Raw genomic sequence first — 18,453 nt, forward strand, 5'->3', positions numbered from 1 at the left:
GGCGTAGCCGCCACCGGGCTATTTCCCTGCCTGTGGATGCGTATCAAACCCCGCCATCACGGCCGTCAGCTCGGCCAGGGTAAAGCCGTGCTTCGGGTCATCAACGCCCAGGCCAAACCGCGCCTGCATCAGCTTATACAGCGCCTCCGCATCCGGCAAATGGATCTGCTCCTCCACATGCCCGTTCTGCCAGTGAGTAAAATTAAAGTTGGTCAGCGTCAGCTTGCCCCCGTCCGGCAGGTGGCGACACATCAGCAGGTGATGACGGAAATGGGACTGCGGCCAGTGCGCCGACCAGAAGTTTCCCATCACGTAATCGTTGAAGTACTGGGTCGCCAGGTCGAAGTGGTACATCGACTGCCAGTGCTCGTGATGGCGGAATTGCAGTACCCAGTCGTTACCCTCGCTCAGCAAACGATAACTCCCGTGCGGGGTTTCCTGCTCCTCGTTAGCGATCAAACGAATCGGCGCCGTCAGCGTTTGTCCGCCAAATCCCACATCGGCGATCCAGCGCTCGCCGTTCAGCTCAACCAGCAGCAACCGGTGCGTGCGTGGCGGCATCTGCGACGGATTAGCCAGCACAACCCGCCCCAGCACGCTGCGCACCGTAAAACCGACTTCGCGCAACACCCGCTCAAACAGGCCGTTTTGCTCGAAGCAATACCCCCCCCGACGCGCGGTGACCAGTTTATCCACCAGACACCCGTCGTCCAGATGGATTTCACGCGGCAAAACAACATCGATATTTTCGAAAGGGATCGCGCAGTTATGGTGTAAATGCAGCCCCCGCAGGGTATCGATATCAACCTGTACGGGCTGCTGCCAGCCCGTGCGGGCAAAATAAGCACTCAGAAATGGGGACATGATTTGCTCCAGGATGTGATATCCCCTGTTTATAAACTATTTTCCCTGATGCATATGCGCAAAAGTGCTTTTTCGTCATACTCATCGTGTACATGAGGAGATCCTATGAACCACTTTCGCCCTGTTGAATTACGTCATGCCAGCCGTCTTCTGAATCACGGTCCAACCGTGCTCATCACCAGCCGGGATGAGACCATCGATCGTCGCAACGTCATGGCCGCCGCATGGTCTATGCCGGTGGAATTTGAACCCCCGCGTATCGCGATTGTGGTAGACAAAAGCGCATGGTCACGGGAGTTGATCGAACGCAGCGGGAAATTCGGCATTGTGATCCCCGGCGTGGCGGCAGCCAACTGGACCTGGGCGGTCGGCAGCGTCAGCGGGCGCGACGAGGATAAATTTAACTGCTACGGGATCCCGGTTATTTATGGCCCTGAGCTTGGCCTGCCGGTTATAGAAGAGAAATGTCTGGCGTGGATGGAGTGCCGGTTATTACCTGTAACCTCTGCGGCCGAGAAATATGACACTCTGTTTGGCGAAGTGGTTTCCGCCGCGGCGGATGAACGCGCATTTGTCGCCGGACGCTGGCAGTTTGACGGGGATAAGCTGAATACGCTGCATCATCTGGGTGCGGGTACGTTTGTCGCGAGCGGGAAAATGGTGAAGGCGCTGGATTAACGCACCTTAAAAAAGAAAAGCCCTCTTCCTGAGGAAGAGGGCTTTTTATTACTTCACACGCTTCGCAATAATCTCATCCGCCACATTCCGCGGAGCTTCCGCAAAATGATGGAACTCCATCGTATACGTCGCGCGACCCTGGGACATCGAGCGCAGCGTGGTGGCGTAGCCAAACATCTCAGCCAGCGGGACGTCAGCGCGAATAATCTGGCTGCCGTACTGCTCTGCCATCCCCTGCACCAGGCCGCGACGGGAGGAGAGATCGCCCATAATGTTCCCGGCGTACTCTTCCGGCGTTTCCACCTCAACGTGCATGACCGGCTCAAGAATAACCGGATCCGCCCGCCGTGCGCCCTCTTTGAAGCCGAGGATCGCCGCCATGCGGAAGGCCATCTCCGAGGAGTCAACGTCATGGTAGGAACCAAACGTCAGGGTCGCTTTCACATCCACCACCGGATAGCCCGCCAGCACTCCCGTATTCATGGCTTCTCGCAAGCCTTTTTCCACCGACGGGATGTACTCCCGCGGCACCACCCCGCCTTTGGTGGCATCTTCAAACACAAAACCACTCCCGGCGGCTAACGGCTCAAGGCTCAGGACCACATGACCGTACTGCCCTTTCCCGCCGGACTGTCGGACAAATTTACCTTCTATATCCTTCACCGCTTTACGCAGGGTTTCACGGTAGGTGACCTGCGGACGACCAATGTTCGCCTCAACGCCAAATTCACGCTTCATGCGGTCAACGATGATCTCCAGATGCAACTCGCCCATCCCGGAGATGATGGTCTGTCCGGACTCTTCGTCCGTGTGCAGGCGAAACGACGGATCCTCCGCCGCCAGGCGCTGTAGGGCGATCCCCATTTTCTCCTGATCGGCCTTGGTTTTCGGCTCAATCGCCAGTGAAATAACCGGGTCCGGGAACTCCATCCGTTCAAGGGTGATCACCGCATTCGGGTCGGTCAGCGTGTCACCGGTGGTGACGTCTTTCAGCCCGACACAGGCCGCGATATCCCCTGCGCGCAGCTCGTCCACCTCATGGCGATCGTTGGCATGCATCAGCACGATGCGCCCGATACGTTCTTTCTTACCCTTCACCGGGTTGTACACCGCGTCGCCTTTACGCAGTATGCCGGAATAGACGCGGATAAAGGTCAGCTGGCCGACGTACGGATCGCTCATCAGCTTGAAGGCCAGCGCCGAGAACGGTTCATCATCGCTTGGGTGGCGCTCGGCGTGCTGTCCGTCTTCGTCTACCCCATCAATAGCGGGCACGTCCAGTGGAGACGGCATCAATTCAATCACCGCGTCGAGCATGCGCTGCACGCCCTTGTTCTTGAAGGCGCTGCCGCACAGCATGGGCTGTATTTCGCCGGAGATAGTCCGGATCCGCAGCCCTTTGATGATTTCCGCTTCATCCAGTTCGCCCGTCTCAAGGTACTTATCCATAAGCTCATCGCTGGCTTCTGCCGCAGCCGAAACCATTTTTTCTCGCCACGCCTGGGCGGTGCTCAGCAGATCGTCAGGCACTGGCGCATAGCTAAACGCCATGCCCTGCGTCGCATCATCCCAAAGAATAGTGCGCATCCTGATGAGATCCACCACGCCGGTGAAGTGTTCTTCTGCCCCCACGGGGATCACAATCGGGACCGGATTGGCTTTCAGCCGCTCCTGCATCATCTGCACCACGCGGAAGAAATCCGCACCCGGGCGGTCCATTTTGTTGACGAATGCCAGGCGCGGGACGTGATATTTATTCGCCTGACGCCAGACGGTCTCCGACTGCGGCTGCACGCCGCCGACGGAGTCATAGACCATTACCGCGCCGTCGAGCACACGCATGGAACGTTCCACCTCAATGGTGAAATCCACGTGCCCGGGGGTGTCGATAATATTGATGCGGTGCGGTTCAAAGCCTCTGTCCATACCGGGCCAGAAACAGCTCACCGCCGCCGACGTAATGGTGATCCCCCGCTCCTGCTCCTGCGCCATCCAGTCGGTGGTTGCCGCGCCATCGTGTACTTCACCCAGCTTGTGGCTCATCCCGGTGTAAAACAGGATGCGCTCAGTGGTGGTTGTTTTGCCCGCATCGATATGCGCGGAGATACCGATGTTGCGATAACGTTCGAGTGGAATGGGTCGGGGCATGTTATTTCCTTAAGTCTTCATGACTGGTTTGTGACGACCGGGATGGTCGCGTGTTCGTTCGTTTGTTATAATAGTCCGATTGTACGAGTATTATCGAACTATTTTTTAACGGTTGACCTATTGTTGATATAGCTCAATCTCACGCGAGACGCAGGAAAACGATGATCCCAAACCACCCGGAACCTGAACAAATAGTGTTGGAAAATGTGCTGTTCGCCCTCGGCAACCCGCTGCGATTAGCGATTATCCGCAGGCTGGCCGACGGCAGCGAACTGAGCTGTAACGCGCTGCGCCCGGAAGAGGTGGTGAAATCTACTATGACTCACCACTGGCGCGTGCTGCGCGACAGCGGCGTGATCTGGCAGCGCCCGCAGGGGCGCGAGAATATGATCTCACTGAGAAGAGAGGATCTGGACGCCCGCTTTCCTGGACTGCTGGCGATCCTGCTCCAGGCTAAGTAGCGGCAGCGTCCTCAAGACGATAAACCGGAATGCGCCGTGTTGTTCCGGTAAGGGTGTCGAACACCTCCGTATCGGACGTCACTATTCTCATCCCGGTCTTCCTTAACCGCTGCACCTCGGCGGCTATGCGCTGGAGGCCAAACCAGAAAAGCCCGTCAAGCGCGGTGACCGCAAGCCCCTGTTCCAGCGCCAGCTGGAGGCGCTCGCGGGGGGCTTTCACCTGCTGAGCGATTTGCCGATAAGGCACTTCCGAACCGCCGGACGCATCGATCCGCTGAATACGGGTCTTCAGGTGGTAGGTAAATTCATCCGGAATGCCGTTCAAATCCTGTTTAAGGCTGTAGACGCAGCCAAACCGCTTCCCGTTGAACAGGACATTTTTTTGACTGAGCTGAAACTCATTTCTGATGCTATCAATCAGCTGCGGTGCACGGGTAAGAAGTAACCGGAAGGGAAGCTCAAAGCTGGTCACATAATCCACGTTCAGCAGCGCGAGACGCAGCCGCTCTTCTGCCCCGGATTTCTGGTCATGACATTCGCGCATCACCTCGGCCCACTGGCGCGTCAGACGTTCCGGCTCGCCGGCTTCGGTGAGGACGTATTTTTCTAGATGATAATCGACTCTTCCGGTCATGTGGGGCATCCCGTCAATATGGATGCGGTAATTCTATCCAGCGCGGCAGGATTTATAAAGGGCGGAGCGCACTGGCATCCGCCCTGCCGGGCTACTGCTGGATACTCGACCGGTCCGAAATATCGCTGGCAGAAAAGGTTCTTGCAGTAGACGCGACCTGTTTTTTGCATTTATACCGGTCCGGCTGGCCTTCAGGGCTGGTTTTGAACCGGCGATGCAGCCACATATATTGCTCAGGCGCCATCATCACGGCGCGCTCAATCGCTCTGTTCATTTGCGTGGCCACCGACGCTTTGTCGCCTCCCTGCAAGGTATCGCTAATATCTTCCAGAATAATCAGCTCATACCCTGTGCCGTCTGCTTTTCTGCGCGGTACAAACGGGATCACGGCCGGTCTGGCACTTTTCACCAGCATGTAGCTCCCGGCAGTTGTCGCGGCGTCCGGGACGGCAAAAAACGGCACAAACACGCTATTCGTTTTGCCATAGTCGTGGTCCGGGGCATACCACAGGATCTCGTTTTGCTTCAGCGCGCGGATCATGCCCTTCAGGTCATAGCGGTCAAGCATGGTTTTATTGGAACGCAGACGACCGCGCGTTTGCAGCCAGTCGAGCAACGCATTATTGTTGGGACGATACACACCAATACCCGCGTTGAGCATCCCAAAGATGCGTGCGCCTAATTCCAGCGTGAGAAAATGCATGCCAATGAGCACCACTCCCCTTCCTTGCGCCCGCGCATGTTCCATATGTTCGTAGCCGGTCACGCTGAAGTGTTTCCGTACGCGCCAGTCTGGCCAGAACCACGCTATCCCCGTTTCGATGACGCCCATTCCAACCGATTCAAAATTACGCTCAAGTAAACCCTCGCGCTCGTCCTCTTTCATATCAGGAAAGCAAAGCTCAAGATTTCGTCTGGCGATCTCCACGCGGCGTGGAAGCAGGCGCATAGCCAGACGCCCAAGTCCGTGACCTGTTTTCAACAGCAGCGGGTACGGAAGCTGAACCGTGCACCAGAGCGCGGCAATGCCTGCCCAGCTGAGCCAGTAACGAGGATGAATAAAGGCGAGTGAAAACTGAGGTAATTTTGTCATGGAAAAATTATCCTTTTACTAATTTGTACTTAATCTGGTGCAGTTGCAGTGCTTACCTGCTGATTTAACGAATATTGTTCGGAAGGATGAATTGTAGCGGAATCGTTATGGTTTTTATTATCGATTTTTGCGAAAGGGAATAAAAGCGAGGAGCGCCGGGTGATATTGCACCACCCGGCAGGCAAGTTACATCGAATAACCGGGCTTCTTAATCAGTTCATCCAGTTTCGGGCCGATCTCGGTATCCCAGACCTGCGCCTTCCAGTCAGCTTCCTGAACCTCCTGAAGCGCCACGGAGATTGAGCGATCTTTGCTGTTCAGATGACGGGCGATCGCTTCGGCGATATCCGCCGCCAGGGCCGTTTTTTGTTCGTCAGTCAGATCGCGTGGAAAACATTTGATATCAACGTGTGGCATGGGCAGGGCTCCTTTTATAGGTGAGCGTTCCACGTTATCAGATTATATCGTTAGCTTTTAGCACCTTGTGCAGTTCCGGCAGCGCGCAGACGGCATCCGCGACGGCGGTAATATTAGGCGTGTTAGTGGCAAACCACTCATGACGTGGCCCCCAGGTACGCGCAACGGCAATATAGACGTCAAGCAGCGTCAGCTGTTTGCCAAACGCAAACGGCGAGGCGCTGAGCTGGCTGTCGAACCACAGATAGAGCGATTTTCGGTACTCAATGCAATTTTTCTTCAGCTGTTCCGGGGCATCAGGCACCCAGCGTTCCGGGTAATCTGCATACGTAAAGGTGGGATAGACGTTCGCCACAAACCAGATGAGCAGGCGCTGAAACTGCTGGCGCTCGGCCTGCCCTACGGGCGGCGCGAGGTCGGGACGTCTGTCGAGCACCATCAGGGCGATCGCCGCGGTTTCCGTCACGATCGCCCCGTTTTCCAGCTCCAGCGTCGGCACCTGGCACAGCGGGTTCAGTTTCAACAGCAATTCGCGCTGCGGGCCGGGCTGGTCAAACCCGTCCACGTTGACGAACTGATACGGGATGTCTGCCAGAGTCAGCATCACTTCACTGATTGCCGATCCCCAGCCGGGTACGCCATAGAGTTTGATCATGTTGCCCCCTCAGGGATGAAAACCCTAAGTGTAGAGCACCATTAGTAGGTTATCCCGGGCGGGTTAACGTCAGAAGACGTCACCGCTTCGCCCGCCTCCCCCCAGCGCGCCAGCACCTTTTGATACTCCCCGCGCTTAATCGCACCGTCCAGCGCAGCCTGCAACGCATACACCAGCCCATTACCTTTTTTGGTTGTGGTGGCGACATAGGCTTTCTTCGGCCCTAATCCCACGACGCGGGTTTTGCCGGTTAACGCGGCTTTGTAGGCCGAAACGGACTGCGGTCCAAAGAAAACATCCGCCCTGCCGGACTGAATATAAAGATTGCCTGAGGCGTCGTCGGTCAGATAAACCGGCAACGCAGGCTCGCGCCCGGCCTTTTTATTCTCTTCGTTCCAGCCCAGCAGAATACGTTCCTGATTGGTGCCTGACCCGACAATCACCTTTTTACCGGCCAGATCTTTCGCACGGGTGATCGACTGTACGTTGCTGGTGGATTTCACCGAGAAGGCGAGGGAATCGACGCGATAGGTCGCAAAATCGAACTTCGCCTTACGTTGCTCGGTGACGGCGATATTCACCAACGCCACGTCATAACGCCCGGAAGTGATCCCCAGCGGCCAGTCTTCCCACGCCGTTGGCACCAGCTTCAGCTTCAGCCCCAGACTGCCCGCCAGCAACCGGGCGATATCCGGGTCGCTGCCAATACGGGTGCTGTTATCACTGGCCAGCAGCGCCAGCGGCGGAGAATTCAGGGCTGAAATCGCCACCGTGAGGGTACCCGGCTCAACAAATTTATAGTTCGCCGGGATTTTCGCCACTGCCTGTTGATCAACCGTCACCGGCAGCGGCTGTTCGTTGGCCTTTAAATCAATGCTGGCGTAGCTCGCCGTCGTGAAGACCAGCCCCGCCAGGAGTCCATATTTCATCTGCGCTCCTTACAGCACTTTTGAGAGGAACTGGCGCGTTCGCGGATGCGACGGTCGGTTTAACACGTCGTCGCTGCTGCCCTGCTCCACAATTTTACCGTCGACCATAAATACCACCTGGTCCGCCACTTCCCGGGCAAAGCCGATCTCATGGGTGACCACCACCAGCGTAGTGCCGGAACGGACGAGCTTTTTAATCACGTCCAGCACTTCGCCAACCAGTTCCGGATCCAGCGCCGAGGTGGGTTCATCAAACAGCATCACGCGCGGGCGCAGCGCCAGCGCGCGGGCAATGGCGATACGCTGCTGTTGGCCGCCGGAGAGGTGACGCGACCAGGCATCGGCTTTATCGCGCAGACCTACCACATCCAGAAGGCTGTAGGCGTTTTCAACAGCCTCTTTTTTACTGAACTTTTTATGCGCGATGGGTGCTTCAATCAGGTTTTCCAGCACCGTGAGATGCGGAAAAAGATTGAAGTTCTGAAACACGTACCCAACGTTGACGCGCTGTTTGAGGATCTCTTTCTCTTTGAGCTCGTAGAGTTTGTCACCCTGACGGCGATAGCCGATGTAATCCCCGTCAATCTGAATAAAGCCTTCGTCTACGCGCTCAAGATGGTTAATGGTGCGCAGCAGCGTCGATTTTCCCGATCCTGAGGGGCCGAGGATCACCGTCACGGAGCCCGGCGGGATCTCAAGCGTGACGTTATCGAGCGCTTTATGTCGGCCAAAAAACTTACTGACGCCGGTAATGGAAATATGTCCTTCAGGAGAGGCTTGCATGAACAGGCTCCTGTGCTGGCGAAGTGGTGACGGAACGCGCGCGACTGGCCGCCCGGTTGTGGTTAACGGCGGAGCGGCGCTCGCTGCGGGCGAGTCCACGCTCAATAACATGCTGGATGGCAGACAGTACGGTGGTGATCACCAGATACCAGACGGCCCCCACCATCAACAGCGGGATCACCTCCTGGGTGCGGTTGTAGATCATCTGGATCGTGTAGAACAGTTCCGGCATCGCCAGCACGTAAACCATCGCCGTCCCTTTGGCGAGGCTGATGATTTCGTTAAACCCGGACGGCAGGATGGTGCGCAGCGCCTGCGGGAGAATTATGCGCACCGTGCGACGCCATGCCGGCAGACCTAGCGCAGCGGCCGCCTCATACTGACCGTGGTCGACCCCAAGGAAACCCCCGCGAATGATCTCCGCAGTATAGGCGCTCTGCACCAGCGTCAGCCCCACGATGGCGGTAGAAAACTGCCCGAGAACATTGATGGTTTCAAAGCTGCCCCAGGTAATGCCGGTAAAAGGCACGCCGAGAGAGAGCGTGTCGTAGAGATAGGAGAAGTTATAGAGGATAATCAGCACCACGATCAGCGGCAGGGAACGGAACAGCCAGATGTACCCCCACGCCAGGCTGCTCAACAGCCATGATGACGAGAGCCTCGCCAGCGCCAGCATGCCGCCAATAATCACGCTCAGTACGGTGCTTATTAACGTCAGCAGCAGCGTCTGGCCGACGCCTTCGAGGATCACCGGGTCGAAGAACCAGCGGGCAAATACCGCCCATTCCCAGCGCGGATTAAAGGCCACGGACTGGATCACGACCGCCAGTACAAACAGCGCCACCACGGCGCCAGCAGCGCGCAGCGGATAACGTGCCGGGACCACTTTTATGGTTTCAACGTTGCTCATCGTCGCTCCTTATGCGGTTTTGCTGAGCGCTTCGCGGATCAGCGTCTTGGTGAAACGCAGCCGACCGTCGAACGGCGGCTGGCTATACTCTTCCGGATCGCGGTTAAGATCGAACTGCGGCTGATACCCCTGACTGAGATAGAGCCGCACCGCCTCCGGCTGGCGAAACCCCGTGGTCAGGTAGATGCGGCTGTAGCCCGCCAGCACCGCCCGGCGCTCCAGCTCCTGTACCACGCGCGCGGCCAGTCCCTGCTGGCGCAGCGTTTTATTCGTCCAGATGCGTTTGATCTCTGCGGTATGTTCGTCGAAGGGCTTGTACGCACCGGTGGCGATGATCTCGCCATCGCGCTCCAGGACGATAAACAGCCCCTGCGGCGCCAGGTACCACTCTGTCAGCTCGACTTCCGCATCCTTTGAAAAGTAGTCGCCGTAACGAGCGGCGTACTCACCGAAAAGCCCCTCGATAATGGGCTGAAGATCGGCATCTTCCGGCGAAACGTCACGAAATTGTTCGCGCATAGCGCCTCCTTAATCGCCCAGACCCGCCGGGTTAACTTCGGAACTGGGGATACGCTCCACGCCTTCCCCCCAGCGGTTCAGCACTTTGTCGTAATCTCCGTTCTTGATCGCGCCGTTCAGCGCGGTTTGAACCGGCTCGACCAGGCCGCTGCCTTTTTTCAGCGTCACCGCGATATGCGCCGCCTTCGGCCAGCCGCCGTCGACGCTGCCGACCAGTTTGGTTTTACCGTTAAGCGCCGCTTTCCAGGCACCGATCACGTTCGGGCCAAAGTAGGCGTCCGCGCGTCCGGACTGAAGCGCCAGCGTTTGGGCCGCGTCGTCTTTGGTGTAGATCGGCGTAAAGGGTTTAAGCCCTTTTTTGAGGTTCTCTTCGTTCCATGCCAGCAGGATGGCCTCCTGGTTGGTGCCGGAACCCACGATGATGCGCAGCCCGGCGATATCCTCTGCCTTCACAAGCGAGTTGATCGGACTGGTGGATTTCACGTAGAAGCCAAGTGAATCCTTGCGGTAGGTGGCGAAGTCGAACTTCTCTTTGCGCGCTTTAGTGACGGTGATGTTGCTGATAGCCGCGTCGTATTTCCCGGAGGCAACCCCCAACGGCCAGTCCTCCCAGGACGTGGGCACCACGTTCAGCTCCAGTCCGAGGCTGTCCGCTACCAGACGCGCGATGTCGACCTCACTTCCCAGCAGAGTTTTGTTGTCGTCGGAAAAGACCGTCAGTGGCGGTTGATTCAGTCCCGCCACCGCCACGGTAAATTTCCCCGGCACGGCAAAACGATAGTCTTTCGGCAGTTGCGCGATCGCATCGCTGTTTTTGGCGGTATTGATCGGCGTTTTATTGGCCTCAATGCTCACGCCGGTGCCGTTAATATTGACGTTCTCTGCCCAGACGGCAGGGGTAAAGGCCAGCGCAAGCGCCAGAATAAGCGATGATTTCTGCATAGCATTTTTCTCTTTTATTGTTGTGTGAACTGATTTTTGGGCTCGTCTAAGCCCAGACTTTCGCGCAGCGTGGTGCCGGGATAGTCGGTGCGGAACAGGCCGCGCGCCTGTAAAACGGGCACCACCTGGTCGACAAAGCGCGGGAAGGTGTCCGGCGTGCCGCCCTGAATGATGAAGCCATCCGCCGCCTTCTCTTCGAACCAGGCCTGTAAACCATCGGCCACCTGCTCCGGTGTGCCGGAAAAACGCGGGCGCGGCGATGCGGCTTCCAGCGCGACCTGACGCAGAGTTAAGTTGCGCTCACGGGCGTTACGCTTGATTTCATCGGTGGTGCTGCGGAAGCTGTTTTTGCCCAAATCGCCAATATCCGGGAACGGCGCGTCGAGGGGATACTGGCTGAAGTCGTGATGCTCGAAATAACGTCCGAGGTAATTCAGCGCATCATTAATGGAGACCAGTGCCGCCGTAGTTTGATACTGGTTTTCTACGTCATCGGCGTCGTTTCCAACAATCACGCTGACGCCCTGGAATATATGTAAATCCTCTGCGCGACGGCCGTGACTTTCCAGCTGCTGTTTAACATCGCGGTAAAAAGCCTGGGCTTCTTCCCGCGTGTCATGGTGGGTAAAGATGGCGTCAGCGTGTTTTGCCGCCAGCTTTTTACCGTCGTCGGACGCACCAGCCTGAAAGACAATCGGACGTCCCTGCGGCGTGCGGCCAATATTCAGCGGGCCGGAAACCTGGAAGAAATCACCGTGGTGATCAAGAGTATGCAGTTTCGACGCATCAAAGAACTGTCCGCTCTCTTTATTGCGGATAAAGGCATCCCCTTCCCAGGAATCCCACAGCCCCTTCACCACGTCGAGATACTCATCGGCAATGCGGTAGCGCAGCGCATGCTCCGGGTGTTTTTCGCGGGAGAAGTTCCTGGCTGACCCTTCCAGCGGTGACGTCACCACGTTCCAGCCCGCGCGTCCGTTGCTCAGGTGATCGAGGCTGGCGAACTGGCGTGCAACGGTGAAAGGCTCGCTGTAGGAGGTGGATAACGTGCCGACCAGCCCCAGGCGCGAGGTGATACTCGCCAGCGCGGACAACACCGTCAGCGGCTCAAAGCGGTTTAAAAAATGCGGAATGGATTTCTCGTTAATATAAAGGCCGTCGGCCACAAATATAAAGTCGAGCTTGCCCTCTTCTGCTTTTAAAGCCGTTTCTTTAACGAAATCAAAATTAATGCTGGCATCCGCGACCGCCGCCGGGTGGCGCCAGGCAGACATATTTCCGGATGCACCATGCAAAATGGTCCCCAGCCGCAATTGACGATGTGCAGACATATTCACCTCAAATTAATTAAACGTGTTGCAGGGCTTTTTCCGCGAGCTGAGCAAAATAGCGGGCAGCGGGTTCGATTAATGCTTCGTCCGGGTTAAATGCCGGGTGATGTAACCCAAACGGACTGTTGCTGCCAATGCTGACAAACGCGCCGGGTATGTTTTGCAGATAGACCGCGAAATCCTCCCCGCCCATGTGCAGTTCCGCATGCCGGGTTTCATATCCCGCTTCGCGCGCGACCGAGGTGGCAAACCCGGCCCAGTGCTCATCGTTCACCAGCGCGGTGGGCCCGGCGTACCAGGTGATGTTGATTTGCGCGCTAAAGGCGCTGGCAAATCCGGCGGCGATTTCACCGACGCGCGCTTTCACGTTCTGCTGCACTTCCGTGCGGTGCGTGCGCAGCGTGCCCTCCAGCTCAACGCTTTCCGGCAGCACGTTCCAGGTATTCCCCCCGGCGATGCGCGTCACGCTCAGAACAACCGAATCCAGCGTGTTGACGTTACGGCTGGCTACGCTTTGCAGCGCGGTTACCAGCTGGCTTGCCAGCACGATGGCGTCGTTGCCTTCATGGGGACGTGCGGCATGCGCGCCTTTGCCGGTCACGTGAATAACGAAGCGATCAACGTTGGCATAGAACGGGCCGCCGCGCGTGGCAAACTCACCGACCGGCAGTGACGGCTCGTTATGCATCCCGAAAATCGCGCGTACGTCGCGTAACGCCCCGGCCCGCACCATGCTTTTTGCTCCGCCGAAATTCTCTTCCGCTGGCTGGAACAGGATCCGCACGCGACCGTTGAGCGAGGCTTCCCGCTCTTTCAGCTTTAGCGCGGCGCCGAGGATCACGCTGGTGTGAATGTCGTGTCCGCAGGCATGCATCACCCCGGCGCGCCGGGAGCTAAACGGCACCCCGCTGCGCTCGTCGATGGGTAACGCGTCGATATCGGCGCGCAGCGCAACCAGTGCGTTGCCCGTGCCGATCTCCGCAACCAGCCCGGTCTGGAGATCGTAAGGCAGCGGGGCAATCCCGGCTGCCGTCAGCCACTCGCGCAGGCGCGCCGTTGTTTCGACCTCCTGACCAGAGAGTTCAGGGTTCTGGTGCAGCTCACGGCGCCAGGCAATCAGTTGTTCGCTAAAGCTCATACGGTAACCTCCCTGTTAAGACGCGCCTCGGCCAGCAGTCGCAGGGACTGTACGCGCGTTGCGCCATCAGCGACCGGCGTGTCGATGATAAATTCGTCAATCCCCCACTGCTGATGCAACGCGTTGAGCTGTTCAAGCACCGACGCCGCCGTTCCGGCCAGCAGAGACTGCGCCCGACGCGCGATGCGCACCGGTTCACTCCCCGCCTGCCGCGCAAAGGCGTAGGCCTGTTCTTCGCTGGCGACGGTGACGCGCTGTCCGTTTGCCAGCTCCACGCCCCACACTTCAACCTTCTGCGCCAGCGCATCGGCCTCAGCCTGGGTTGGGGCAACAATGACCTGCACGGCCACAATCACCTCCCGGACGCTGTGTTGACGCCAGGCTGTGACGACCTCGCGCAGCAGCTCAGGATCACCGTTCAGATGGGCGGCAAAGACAAAATGCCAGTCGAGGGAGGCCGCCAGCAGCGCGCTTTCTGTGCTGGCGCCCAGCAGAAACCCCCGGGCAGGCACCGGCGGCAGCGGCGTGGCGCGAACGTCCTCCTCCGCTGACTGATTTTCAGGGCGGATCCAGCGATCGAGCTGCGTCAGTTGTTCAGCAAAGCTGCCTTTTTCCTGCGGATTAAGGCCATGCTGCAAGGCGCGGGTAGAGAGCGGCAGACCGCCGGGCGCTTTGCCAACGCCCAGATCAACCCGGCCCGGCGCAATGGCAGCCAGTACGTTAAAATTTTCGGCGACTTTATAGGGGCTGTAATGTTGCAGCATGACGCCGCCTGAGCCCACGCGAATGCGCTTTGTTTGCCCGAGGATCCAGGCAATCAGCAGCTCCGGCGAGGGGCTGGCAAGCTGCGGGGTATTGTGGTGTTCGGCAATCCAGAAGCGGTGATAACCCAGCGTTTCTGCCTGCTGCGCCAGTGCTAAGGTTCGCGCCAGCGCATCGGCGGCTGTTTCGTGTTCTGCGACGGGGCTTTTATCCAGAATGCTGATTCGCCATGACATGTTGCGTTCTCGTTTGACTTAACATGTCGTCATTATTAAAGGCGGATTTCACCTCTGAGAAACAATTAATTTACATTTGGATTGCCGGAAAACGGCAATAGAGAGTCTGTCATCGGCGTGATTTAAGCGAGGCAATGAGTCTTTCCGCATCCTGCCGTCGGGTAATGCGGAGAAAGCGAATGTGTGCGTACTGCGGGTTTTGCATATCCTCCTCATATCGTTTGCGGTTGCTGCGCCAGGTTTTGATCGTCCAGATGATAATAGAGTCCTTGCTAAGGAATGACCGACGAAAGCTTTCGCGGTTCCCCGTGCCGGGCCAGAGCTCCTGTTTGTGCCAGGCGCGTCTGGAGGCCCGCGTCACCGCCTGCCAGAGCGTGCGGATAAACCCACGATCTATCCACACCACCAGATCGACGTCGCGCCACTTAACGTCGCGTGTGCGGTTGTAATTCCCGTCCAGGACCCAGTCAGGCGAGGCGGCGAGCGCTTTTTCCAGGGTTGCAAGAAACTCATCATCCGGTGTTCCCTGCCAGTTCGCTCGCCAGTAAAGCCTGTCCATTTCAATGTAAGGGATAGCCAGCGCCTCCGCGATTCGCCTGCCAAACGTGCTTTTCCCACTTCCGCTGGTGCCTATGATATTGATTTTCACCGTTCCGCCTGCACATGCTGAAGAAAACGGATCGAATCATAACGTTAATAATTTGTTTACGAAACGCCAGACTACTCGTTCGGATACTGCTCGTCGGTGACCTTCTCCAGCCATGCCACCGGACTCCCGTCGACGGCTTCTGCGATGGCGATATGGGTCATGGCCGTCTGCGCACTTGCGCCGTGCCAGTGCTTCACGCCGGGTGGGATCCAGGCGATATCACCCTGATTCAGCGGTTCCGCCTCTTTCCCCCACTCCTGTAACCAGCCGCGCCCCTGCGTCACGATCAGCGTTTGTCCAAGAGGATGCGTATGCCAGGCGGTACGTGCGCCGGGTTCAAAGGTGACGGTCGCGCCGCCGACTTTTGCCGGTTCAGTCGCCTGGAAAGGCGCGTCAATGCGCACGCAGCCGGTAAACCAGGCCTCTGGCCCCTGAACGGAAGGTAACGAACCGCTACGGATAATTTTCATGATTAACTCCTCGTTTGCTGTTGCGTTAACAGTAGCGTAAAGCCATGGGGAGCATTAGAGTGCATAATCAGAAAGGAACCATGAATTCAATTCATAAATCGAGTAAACCGTCATGTTAAAAGACAACTTCAACGATCTGCTTTCCTTTATGGTCGTCGCCCGGGAGCGCAGCTTTACCCGCGCCGCGGCGCAGCTTGGGGTATCTCAGTCGGCGCTCAGCCACGCAATGCGCAATCTGGAAACGAGGCTGGAAGTCCGTCTGTTAACCCGCACCACCCGTAGCGTGGCCCCTACCGAGGCCGGCGAGCAACTCTTCATGCGCTTAAGCCCCCATCTGCTGGAGATCGAGCAGGAACTCACCGCGCTGCGTGATACCCGCGACAGACCTGCCGGGAATATTCGCCTTACCGCCGGGGAGCACGCCATGTCTGCGGTGCTGTGGCCTGTGCTTAAACCCTTTATGGCGCAGTATCCTGATATCAACGTTGAAGTCACGGTGGACAATGGGCTGACTGATATTGTCGATGGCCGCTTTGACGCGGGGGTGCGTCTGGGTGAGCAGGTGGCGAAAGATATGATTGCCGTTCGTATTGCGCCGGACATGCGCATGGCGGTCGTCGGGTCGGCAGAGTATTTGCAACGTTTCGGCGTACCGGAAACGCCGGAGCAGCTTGATCAGCACCGCTGCATTAATATGCGCCTGCCCACACGCGGCGGATTATATGCCTGGGAATTTGAACGGGACGGACGTGAGCTGCGCGTGCGGGTTGACGGCCAGCTGATCCTCAACAGCCTGCCGCAACGCATCGATGCCGCCGAAAACGGTCTGGGGCTGGCGTACGTCCCGGAAGATGCGGTTCAGGACGCCCTTGCTGAGAGCCGGTTAGTGCGTGTGCTTGAAGCCTGGTGCCCGGCTTTTACGGGATACCATCTGTACTATCCGAGCCGCCGCCAGCACACTACCGCGTTTGCATTACTTATTGCAGCCCTGCGGCATTCATAAGCTCTACCTATAAGTAACTATTAAGTAAACCTGATGATTAAATCAGCATTCGCAGACCTTTTTGCCTAAAAAAACGTCACGATTCAGCGCGTTGTGATCGCCGTCTGCTCTGACCACACGATTTCCTTCGACGAGCATCACTTTCGACACGGTTATATTTTGCGTCACTTAACAATTGCGGGTAGGATGCCTCGCCATGTTTTGCCTTATCCATACACAGAATGACTGGAAAGGCGGCATGTGTCTGCGCAGAAGCAATCGTTTGTTTCGGCTTCTGCCAGGCAGGACTATCACGTTAATGGTTCAGACAGGCAAACAGGTAACTCAATGAAAACAAGCAATAAAAGCGCAGCCGATCATCATGCTGCGAAACGTCGCTGGTTGAACTCTCATGAAGAGGGCTATCACAAGGCGATGGGCAACCGTCAGGTGCAGATGATCGCCATCGGCGGCGCTATCGGTACAGGTCTGTTTTTAGGTGCAGGCTCACGTCTGCAAATGGCTGGCCCCGCTCTCGCCCTGGTCTATCTGATGTGCGGGATCTTCTCTTTCTTCATCCTTCGCGCCCTCGGCGAACTGGTACTCCACCGCCCTTCCAGCGGCAGCTTTGTCTCTTACGCCCGCGAGTTTCTTGGTGAAAAAGCCGCGTATGTCGCGGGCTGGATGTACTTCGTTAACTGGGCGATGACCGGTATCGTCGATATCACCGCCGTTGCGCTGTACATGCACTACTGGGGCGCGTTTGGCGATGTGCCGCAGTGGGTGTTCGCCCTTGGGGCGCTGGCAATTGTCGGGACCATGAACATGATCGGCGTGAAATGGTTCGCCGAGATGGAGTTCTGGTTCGCACTGGTGAAGGTGCTGGCCATTGTGATCTTCCTGGTGGTCGGAACCGTATTCCTCGGTACCGGTAAACCACTGGACGGTAACGCAACCGGCTTCCACCTGATTACCGATAACGGTGGTTTCTTCCCGCACGGCCTGCTGCCAGCGCTGGTTCTGGTGCAGGGGGTGGTGTTCGCCTTTGCCTCCATCGAACTGGTCGGTACGGCGGCAGGCGAATGTAAAGATCCGCAGACGATGGTGCCAAAAGCCATCAACAGCGTGATCTGGCGTATCGGTCTGTTCTATGTGGGTTCCGTGGTGCTGCTGGTGCTGCTGCTGCCGTGGAATGCATACCAGGCGGGGCAAAGCCCGTTTGTGACCTTCTTCTCTAAGCTGGGCGTGCCGTACGTGGGCAGCATCATGAACATCGTGGTACTGACCGCCGCGCTCTCCAGCCTGAACTCCGGGCTCTATTCGACGGGCCGTATCCTGCGCTCCATGTCGATGGGAGGCTCTGCGCCGAAGTTTATGTCGAAGATGAGCAGGCAGCAGGTTCCTTATGCGGGGATTCTGGCCACGCTGGTGGTTTACGTCTTTGGCGTGTTCCTGAACTATCTGGTGCCGTCCCGCGTATTTGAGATCGTTCTGAACGTGGCTGCACTGGGGATTATCGCCTCCTGGGCCTTTATTGTGGTCTGCCAGATGCGTCTGCGCAAAGCGATCAAAGAAGGCAAAGCGGCTGATGTGTGCTTCAAGATGCCGGGCGCACCGGTGACCTCCTGGCTCACCCTGCTGTTCCTGTTCAGCGTGCTGGTACTGATGGCGTTTGACTACCCGAACGGTACTTACACCATCGCGACGATCCCACTGCTGGCGGTTCTGCTGATTGCTGGCTGGTTCGGCGTGCGTAAGCGCGTTCACGAGATCCACAGCACCGCGCCGCTTCATCACGACGATGAAAAGCACGACGCACCGCTGGTAGAAGAAACCTCGCGTTAATAAAAAA

18 protein-coding genes and 1 pseudogene are annotated in these 18,453 nt (G+C 57.4%); 4 read left to right on the forward strand and 15 right to left on the reverse strand.

Annotation, left to right across the window (positions count from 1 at the left end):
- Positions 1-18: 18 nt before the first annotated feature.
- On the reverse strand, positions 19-864 hold the full coding sequence (gene nhoA, locus ACQG0T_RS11895; RefSeq protein ID WP_015570465.1) for an N-hydroxyarylamine O-acetyltransferase: 846 nt from the start codon (positions 862-864) through the stop codon (positions 19-21).
- A gap of 105 nt (positions 865-969) precedes the next feature.
- Between nhoA and ACQG0T_RS11900 the strand changes: the two genes are divergently transcribed.
- The gene (locus tag ACQG0T_RS11900; protein WP_017382293.1) at positions 970-1,542 is read left to right on the forward strand and encodes a flavin reductase family protein; all 573 of its coding nucleotides are present in this window, start codon (positions 970-972) and stop codon (positions 1,540-1,542) included.
- Between the two features lie 48 nt (positions 1,543-1,590).
- Here the strand turns inward: ACQG0T_RS11900 and fusA are convergent, their stop codons facing one another.
- Complete coding sequence (fusA, locus tag ACQG0T_RS11905) at positions 1,591-3,690, reverse strand: elongation factor G (protein WP_163358534.1); 2,100 nt, start codon at positions 3,688-3,690, stop codon at positions 1,591-1,593.
- 161 nt (positions 3,691-3,851) lie between these two features.
- On the opposite strand from fusA, the gene ACQG0T_RS11910 reads away from it, so the two are divergent.
- The gene (locus ACQG0T_RS11910; protein ID WP_000612740.1) at positions 3,852-4,151 is read left to right on the forward strand and encodes an ArsR/SmtB family transcription factor; all 300 of its coding nucleotides are present in this window, start codon (positions 3,852-3,854) and stop codon (positions 4,149-4,151) included.
- Here the strand turns inward: ACQG0T_RS11910 and ACQG0T_RS11915 are convergent.
- The 13 genes and pseudogenes from ACQG0T_RS11915 to ACQG0T_RS11975 form a co-directional block, all read right to left on the reverse strand.
- Entirely contained in the window at positions 4,144-4,785 is a 642-nt protein-coding gene (locus tag ACQG0T_RS11915) for a DNA-binding protein (RefSeq protein WP_045334920.1), read from the reverse strand. The genes ACQG0T_RS11910 and ACQG0T_RS11915 overlap by 8 nt on opposite strands.
- Positions 4,786-4,876: 91 nt before the next feature.
- Positions 4,877-5,878: a Kdo(2)-lipid IV(A) acyltransferase gene (locus tag ACQG0T_RS11920; protein WP_271040265.1), complete on the reverse strand. Its 1,002-nt coding sequence runs from the start codon at positions 5,876-5,878 to the stop codon at positions 4,877-4,879.
- Positions 5,879-6,064: 186 nt separating this feature from the next.
- Positions 6,065-6,295: a tautomerase PptA gene (gene pptA, locus ACQG0T_RS11925; RefSeq protein ID WP_003857012.1), complete on the reverse strand. Its 231-nt coding sequence runs from the start codon at positions 6,293-6,295 to the stop codon at positions 6,065-6,067.
- Positions 6,296-6,332: 37 nt separating this feature from the next.
- A complete protein-coding gene (locus tag ACQG0T_RS11930) occupies positions 6,333-6,950 on the reverse strand; it encodes a glutathione S-transferase family protein (RefSeq protein ID WP_006810732.1) in 618 nt (205 codons plus the stop codon).
- Positions 6,951-6,991: 41 nt separating this feature from the next.
- Positions 6,992-7,879 carry a transporter substrate-binding domain-containing protein gene (locus tag ACQG0T_RS11935; RefSeq protein WP_271040266.1) on the reverse strand — a complete coding sequence of 296 codons (888 nt, stop codon included), beginning with the start codon at positions 7,877-7,879 and terminating at the stop codon, positions 6,992-6,994.
- A gap of 9 nt (positions 7,880-7,888) precedes the next feature.
- Positions 7,889-8,662, reverse strand: a complete 774-nt coding sequence (locus tag ACQG0T_RS11940; RefSeq protein ID WP_271040267.1) for an amino acid ABC transporter ATP-binding protein — start codon at positions 8,660-8,662, stop codon at positions 7,889-7,891.
- Entirely contained in the window at positions 8,646-9,572 is a 927-nt protein-coding gene (locus tag ACQG0T_RS11945) for an amino acid ABC transporter permease (RefSeq protein WP_271040268.1), read from the reverse strand. The genes ACQG0T_RS11940 and ACQG0T_RS11945 overlap by 17 nt, the downstream gene beginning before the upstream one ends.
- 9 nt (positions 9,573-9,581) lie before the next feature.
- On the reverse strand, positions 9,582-10,091 hold the full coding sequence (locus tag ACQG0T_RS11950; RefSeq protein WP_015570459.1) for a GNAT family N-acetyltransferase: 510 nt from the start codon (positions 10,089-10,091) through the stop codon (positions 9,582-9,584).
- 9 nt (positions 10,092-10,100) lie between these two features.
- Positions 10,101-12,364, reverse strand: a pseudogene (locus ACQG0T_RS11955) (NtaA/DmoA family FMN-dependent monooxygenase).
- Positions 12,365-12,380: 16 nt separating this feature from the next.
- Positions 12,381-13,502, reverse strand: coding sequence for an amidohydrolase (locus tag ACQG0T_RS11960; protein WP_017382285.1), 1,122 nt, complete (start codon positions 13,500-13,502; stop codon positions 12,381-12,383).
- Positions 13,499-14,500: an MsnO8 family LLM class oxidoreductase gene (locus tag ACQG0T_RS11965; protein WP_017693372.1), complete on the reverse strand. Its 1,002-nt coding sequence runs from the start codon at positions 14,498-14,500 to the stop codon at positions 13,499-13,501. The genes ACQG0T_RS11960 and ACQG0T_RS11965 overlap by 4 nt, the downstream gene beginning before the upstream one ends.
- A gap of 109 nt (positions 14,501-14,609) precedes the next feature.
- Entirely contained in the window at positions 14,610-15,149 is a 540-nt protein-coding gene (locus tag ACQG0T_RS11970) for a shikimate kinase (RefSeq protein ID WP_017382283.1), read from the reverse strand.
- Positions 15,150-15,220: 71 nt separating this feature from the next.
- On the reverse strand, positions 15,221-15,619 hold the full coding sequence (locus ACQG0T_RS11975; RefSeq protein WP_015570456.1) for a (R)-mandelonitrile lyase: 399 nt from the start codon (positions 15,617-15,619) through the stop codon (positions 15,221-15,223).
- Positions 15,620-15,731: 112 nt separating this feature from the next.
- On the opposite strand from ACQG0T_RS11975, the gene ACQG0T_RS11980 reads away from it, so the two are divergent.
- Both ACQG0T_RS11980 and ansP read left to right on the forward strand, forming a co-directional pair.
- Positions 15,732-16,622, forward strand: a complete 891-nt coding sequence (locus tag ACQG0T_RS11980) for a LysR family transcriptional regulator (protein ID WP_015570455.1) — start codon at positions 15,732-15,734, stop codon at positions 16,620-16,622.
- Between the two features lie 327 nt (positions 16,623-16,949).
- Complete coding sequence (gene ansP, locus ACQG0T_RS11985; RefSeq protein ID WP_032103591.1) at positions 16,950-18,446, forward strand: L-asparagine permease; 1,497 nt, start codon at positions 16,950-16,952, stop codon at positions 18,444-18,446.
- The last annotated feature ends 7 nt before the right edge of the window (positions 18,447-18,453 follow it).

Origin of the sequence: Enterobacter cloacae complex sp. 302F9, assembly GCF_050030335.1 — a bacterium.
In the GTDB taxonomy this organism is placed as follows: Bacteria; Pseudomonadota; Gammaproteobacteria; order Enterobacterales; family Enterobacteriaceae; genus Enterobacter; species Enterobacter hormaechei_C.

Excerpts from the sequence above, each read along its gene's own strand:
- ACQG0T_RS11960 (WP_017382285.1), bottom strand. The coding sequence starts at position 13,502 with ATGAGCTTTAGCGAACAACTGATTGCCTGGCGCCGTGAGCTGCACCAG.
- ACQG0T_RS11975 (WP_015570456.1), bottom strand. The coding sequence starts at position 15,619 with ATGAAAATTATCCGTAGCGGTTCGTTACCTTCCGTTCAGGGGCCAGAG.
- ACQG0T_RS11950 (WP_015570459.1), bottom strand. The coding sequence starts at position 10,091 with ATGCGCGAACAATTTCGTGACGTTTCGCCGGAAGATGCCGATCTTCAG.
- ACQG0T_RS11935 (WP_271040266.1), bottom strand. The coding sequence starts at position 7,879 with ATGAAATATGGACTCCTGGCGGGGCTGGTCTTCACGACGGCGAGCTAC.
- ACQG0T_RS11940 (WP_271040267.1), bottom strand. The coding sequence starts at position 8,662 with ATGCAAGCCTCTCCTGAAGGACATATTTCCATTACCGGCGTCAGTAAG.
- ACQG0T_RS11965 (WP_017693372.1), bottom strand. The coding sequence starts at position 14,500 with ATGTCATGGCGAATCAGCATTCTGGATAAAAGCCCCGTCGCAGAACAC.
- pptA (WP_003857012.1), bottom strand. The coding sequence starts at position 6,295 with ATGCCACACGTTGATATCAAATGTTTTCCACGCGATCTGACTGACGAA.
- ACQG0T_RS11900 (WP_017382293.1), top strand. The coding sequence starts at position 970 with ATGAACCACTTTCGCCCTGTTGAATTACGTCATGCCAGCCGTCTTCTG.
- nhoA (WP_015570465.1), bottom strand. The coding sequence starts at position 864 with ATGTCCCCATTTCTGAGTGCTTATTTTGCCCGCACGGGCTGGCAGCAG.
- ACQG0T_RS11915 (WP_045334920.1), bottom strand. The coding sequence starts at position 4,785 with ATGACCGGAAGAGTCGATTATCATCTAGAAAAATACGTCCTCACCGAA.
- ACQG0T_RS11930 (WP_006810732.1), bottom strand. The coding sequence starts at position 6,950 with ATGATCAAACTCTATGGCGTACCCGGCTGGGGATCGGCAATCAGTGAA.
- ACQG0T_RS11910 (WP_000612740.1), top strand. The coding sequence starts at position 3,852 with ATGATCCCAAACCACCCGGAACCTGAACAAATAGTGTTGGAAAATGTG.
- ACQG0T_RS11945 (WP_271040268.1), bottom strand. The coding sequence starts at position 9,572 with ATGAGCAACGTTGAAACCATAAAAGTGGTCCCGGCACGTTATCCGCTG.
- ACQG0T_RS11980 (WP_015570455.1), top strand. The coding sequence starts at position 15,732 with ATGTTAAAAGACAACTTCAACGATCTGCTTTCCTTTATGGTCGTCGCC.
- ansP (WP_032103591.1), top strand. The coding sequence starts at position 16,950 with ATGAAAACAAGCAATAAAAGCGCAGCCGATCATCATGCTGCGAAACGT.
- ACQG0T_RS11920 (WP_271040265.1), bottom strand. The coding sequence starts at position 5,878 with ATGACAAAATTACCTCAGTTTTCACTCGCCTTTATTCATCCTCGTTAC.
- fusA (WP_163358534.1), bottom strand. The coding sequence starts at position 3,690 with ATGCCCCGACCCATTCCACTCGAACGTTATCGCAACATCGGTATCTCC.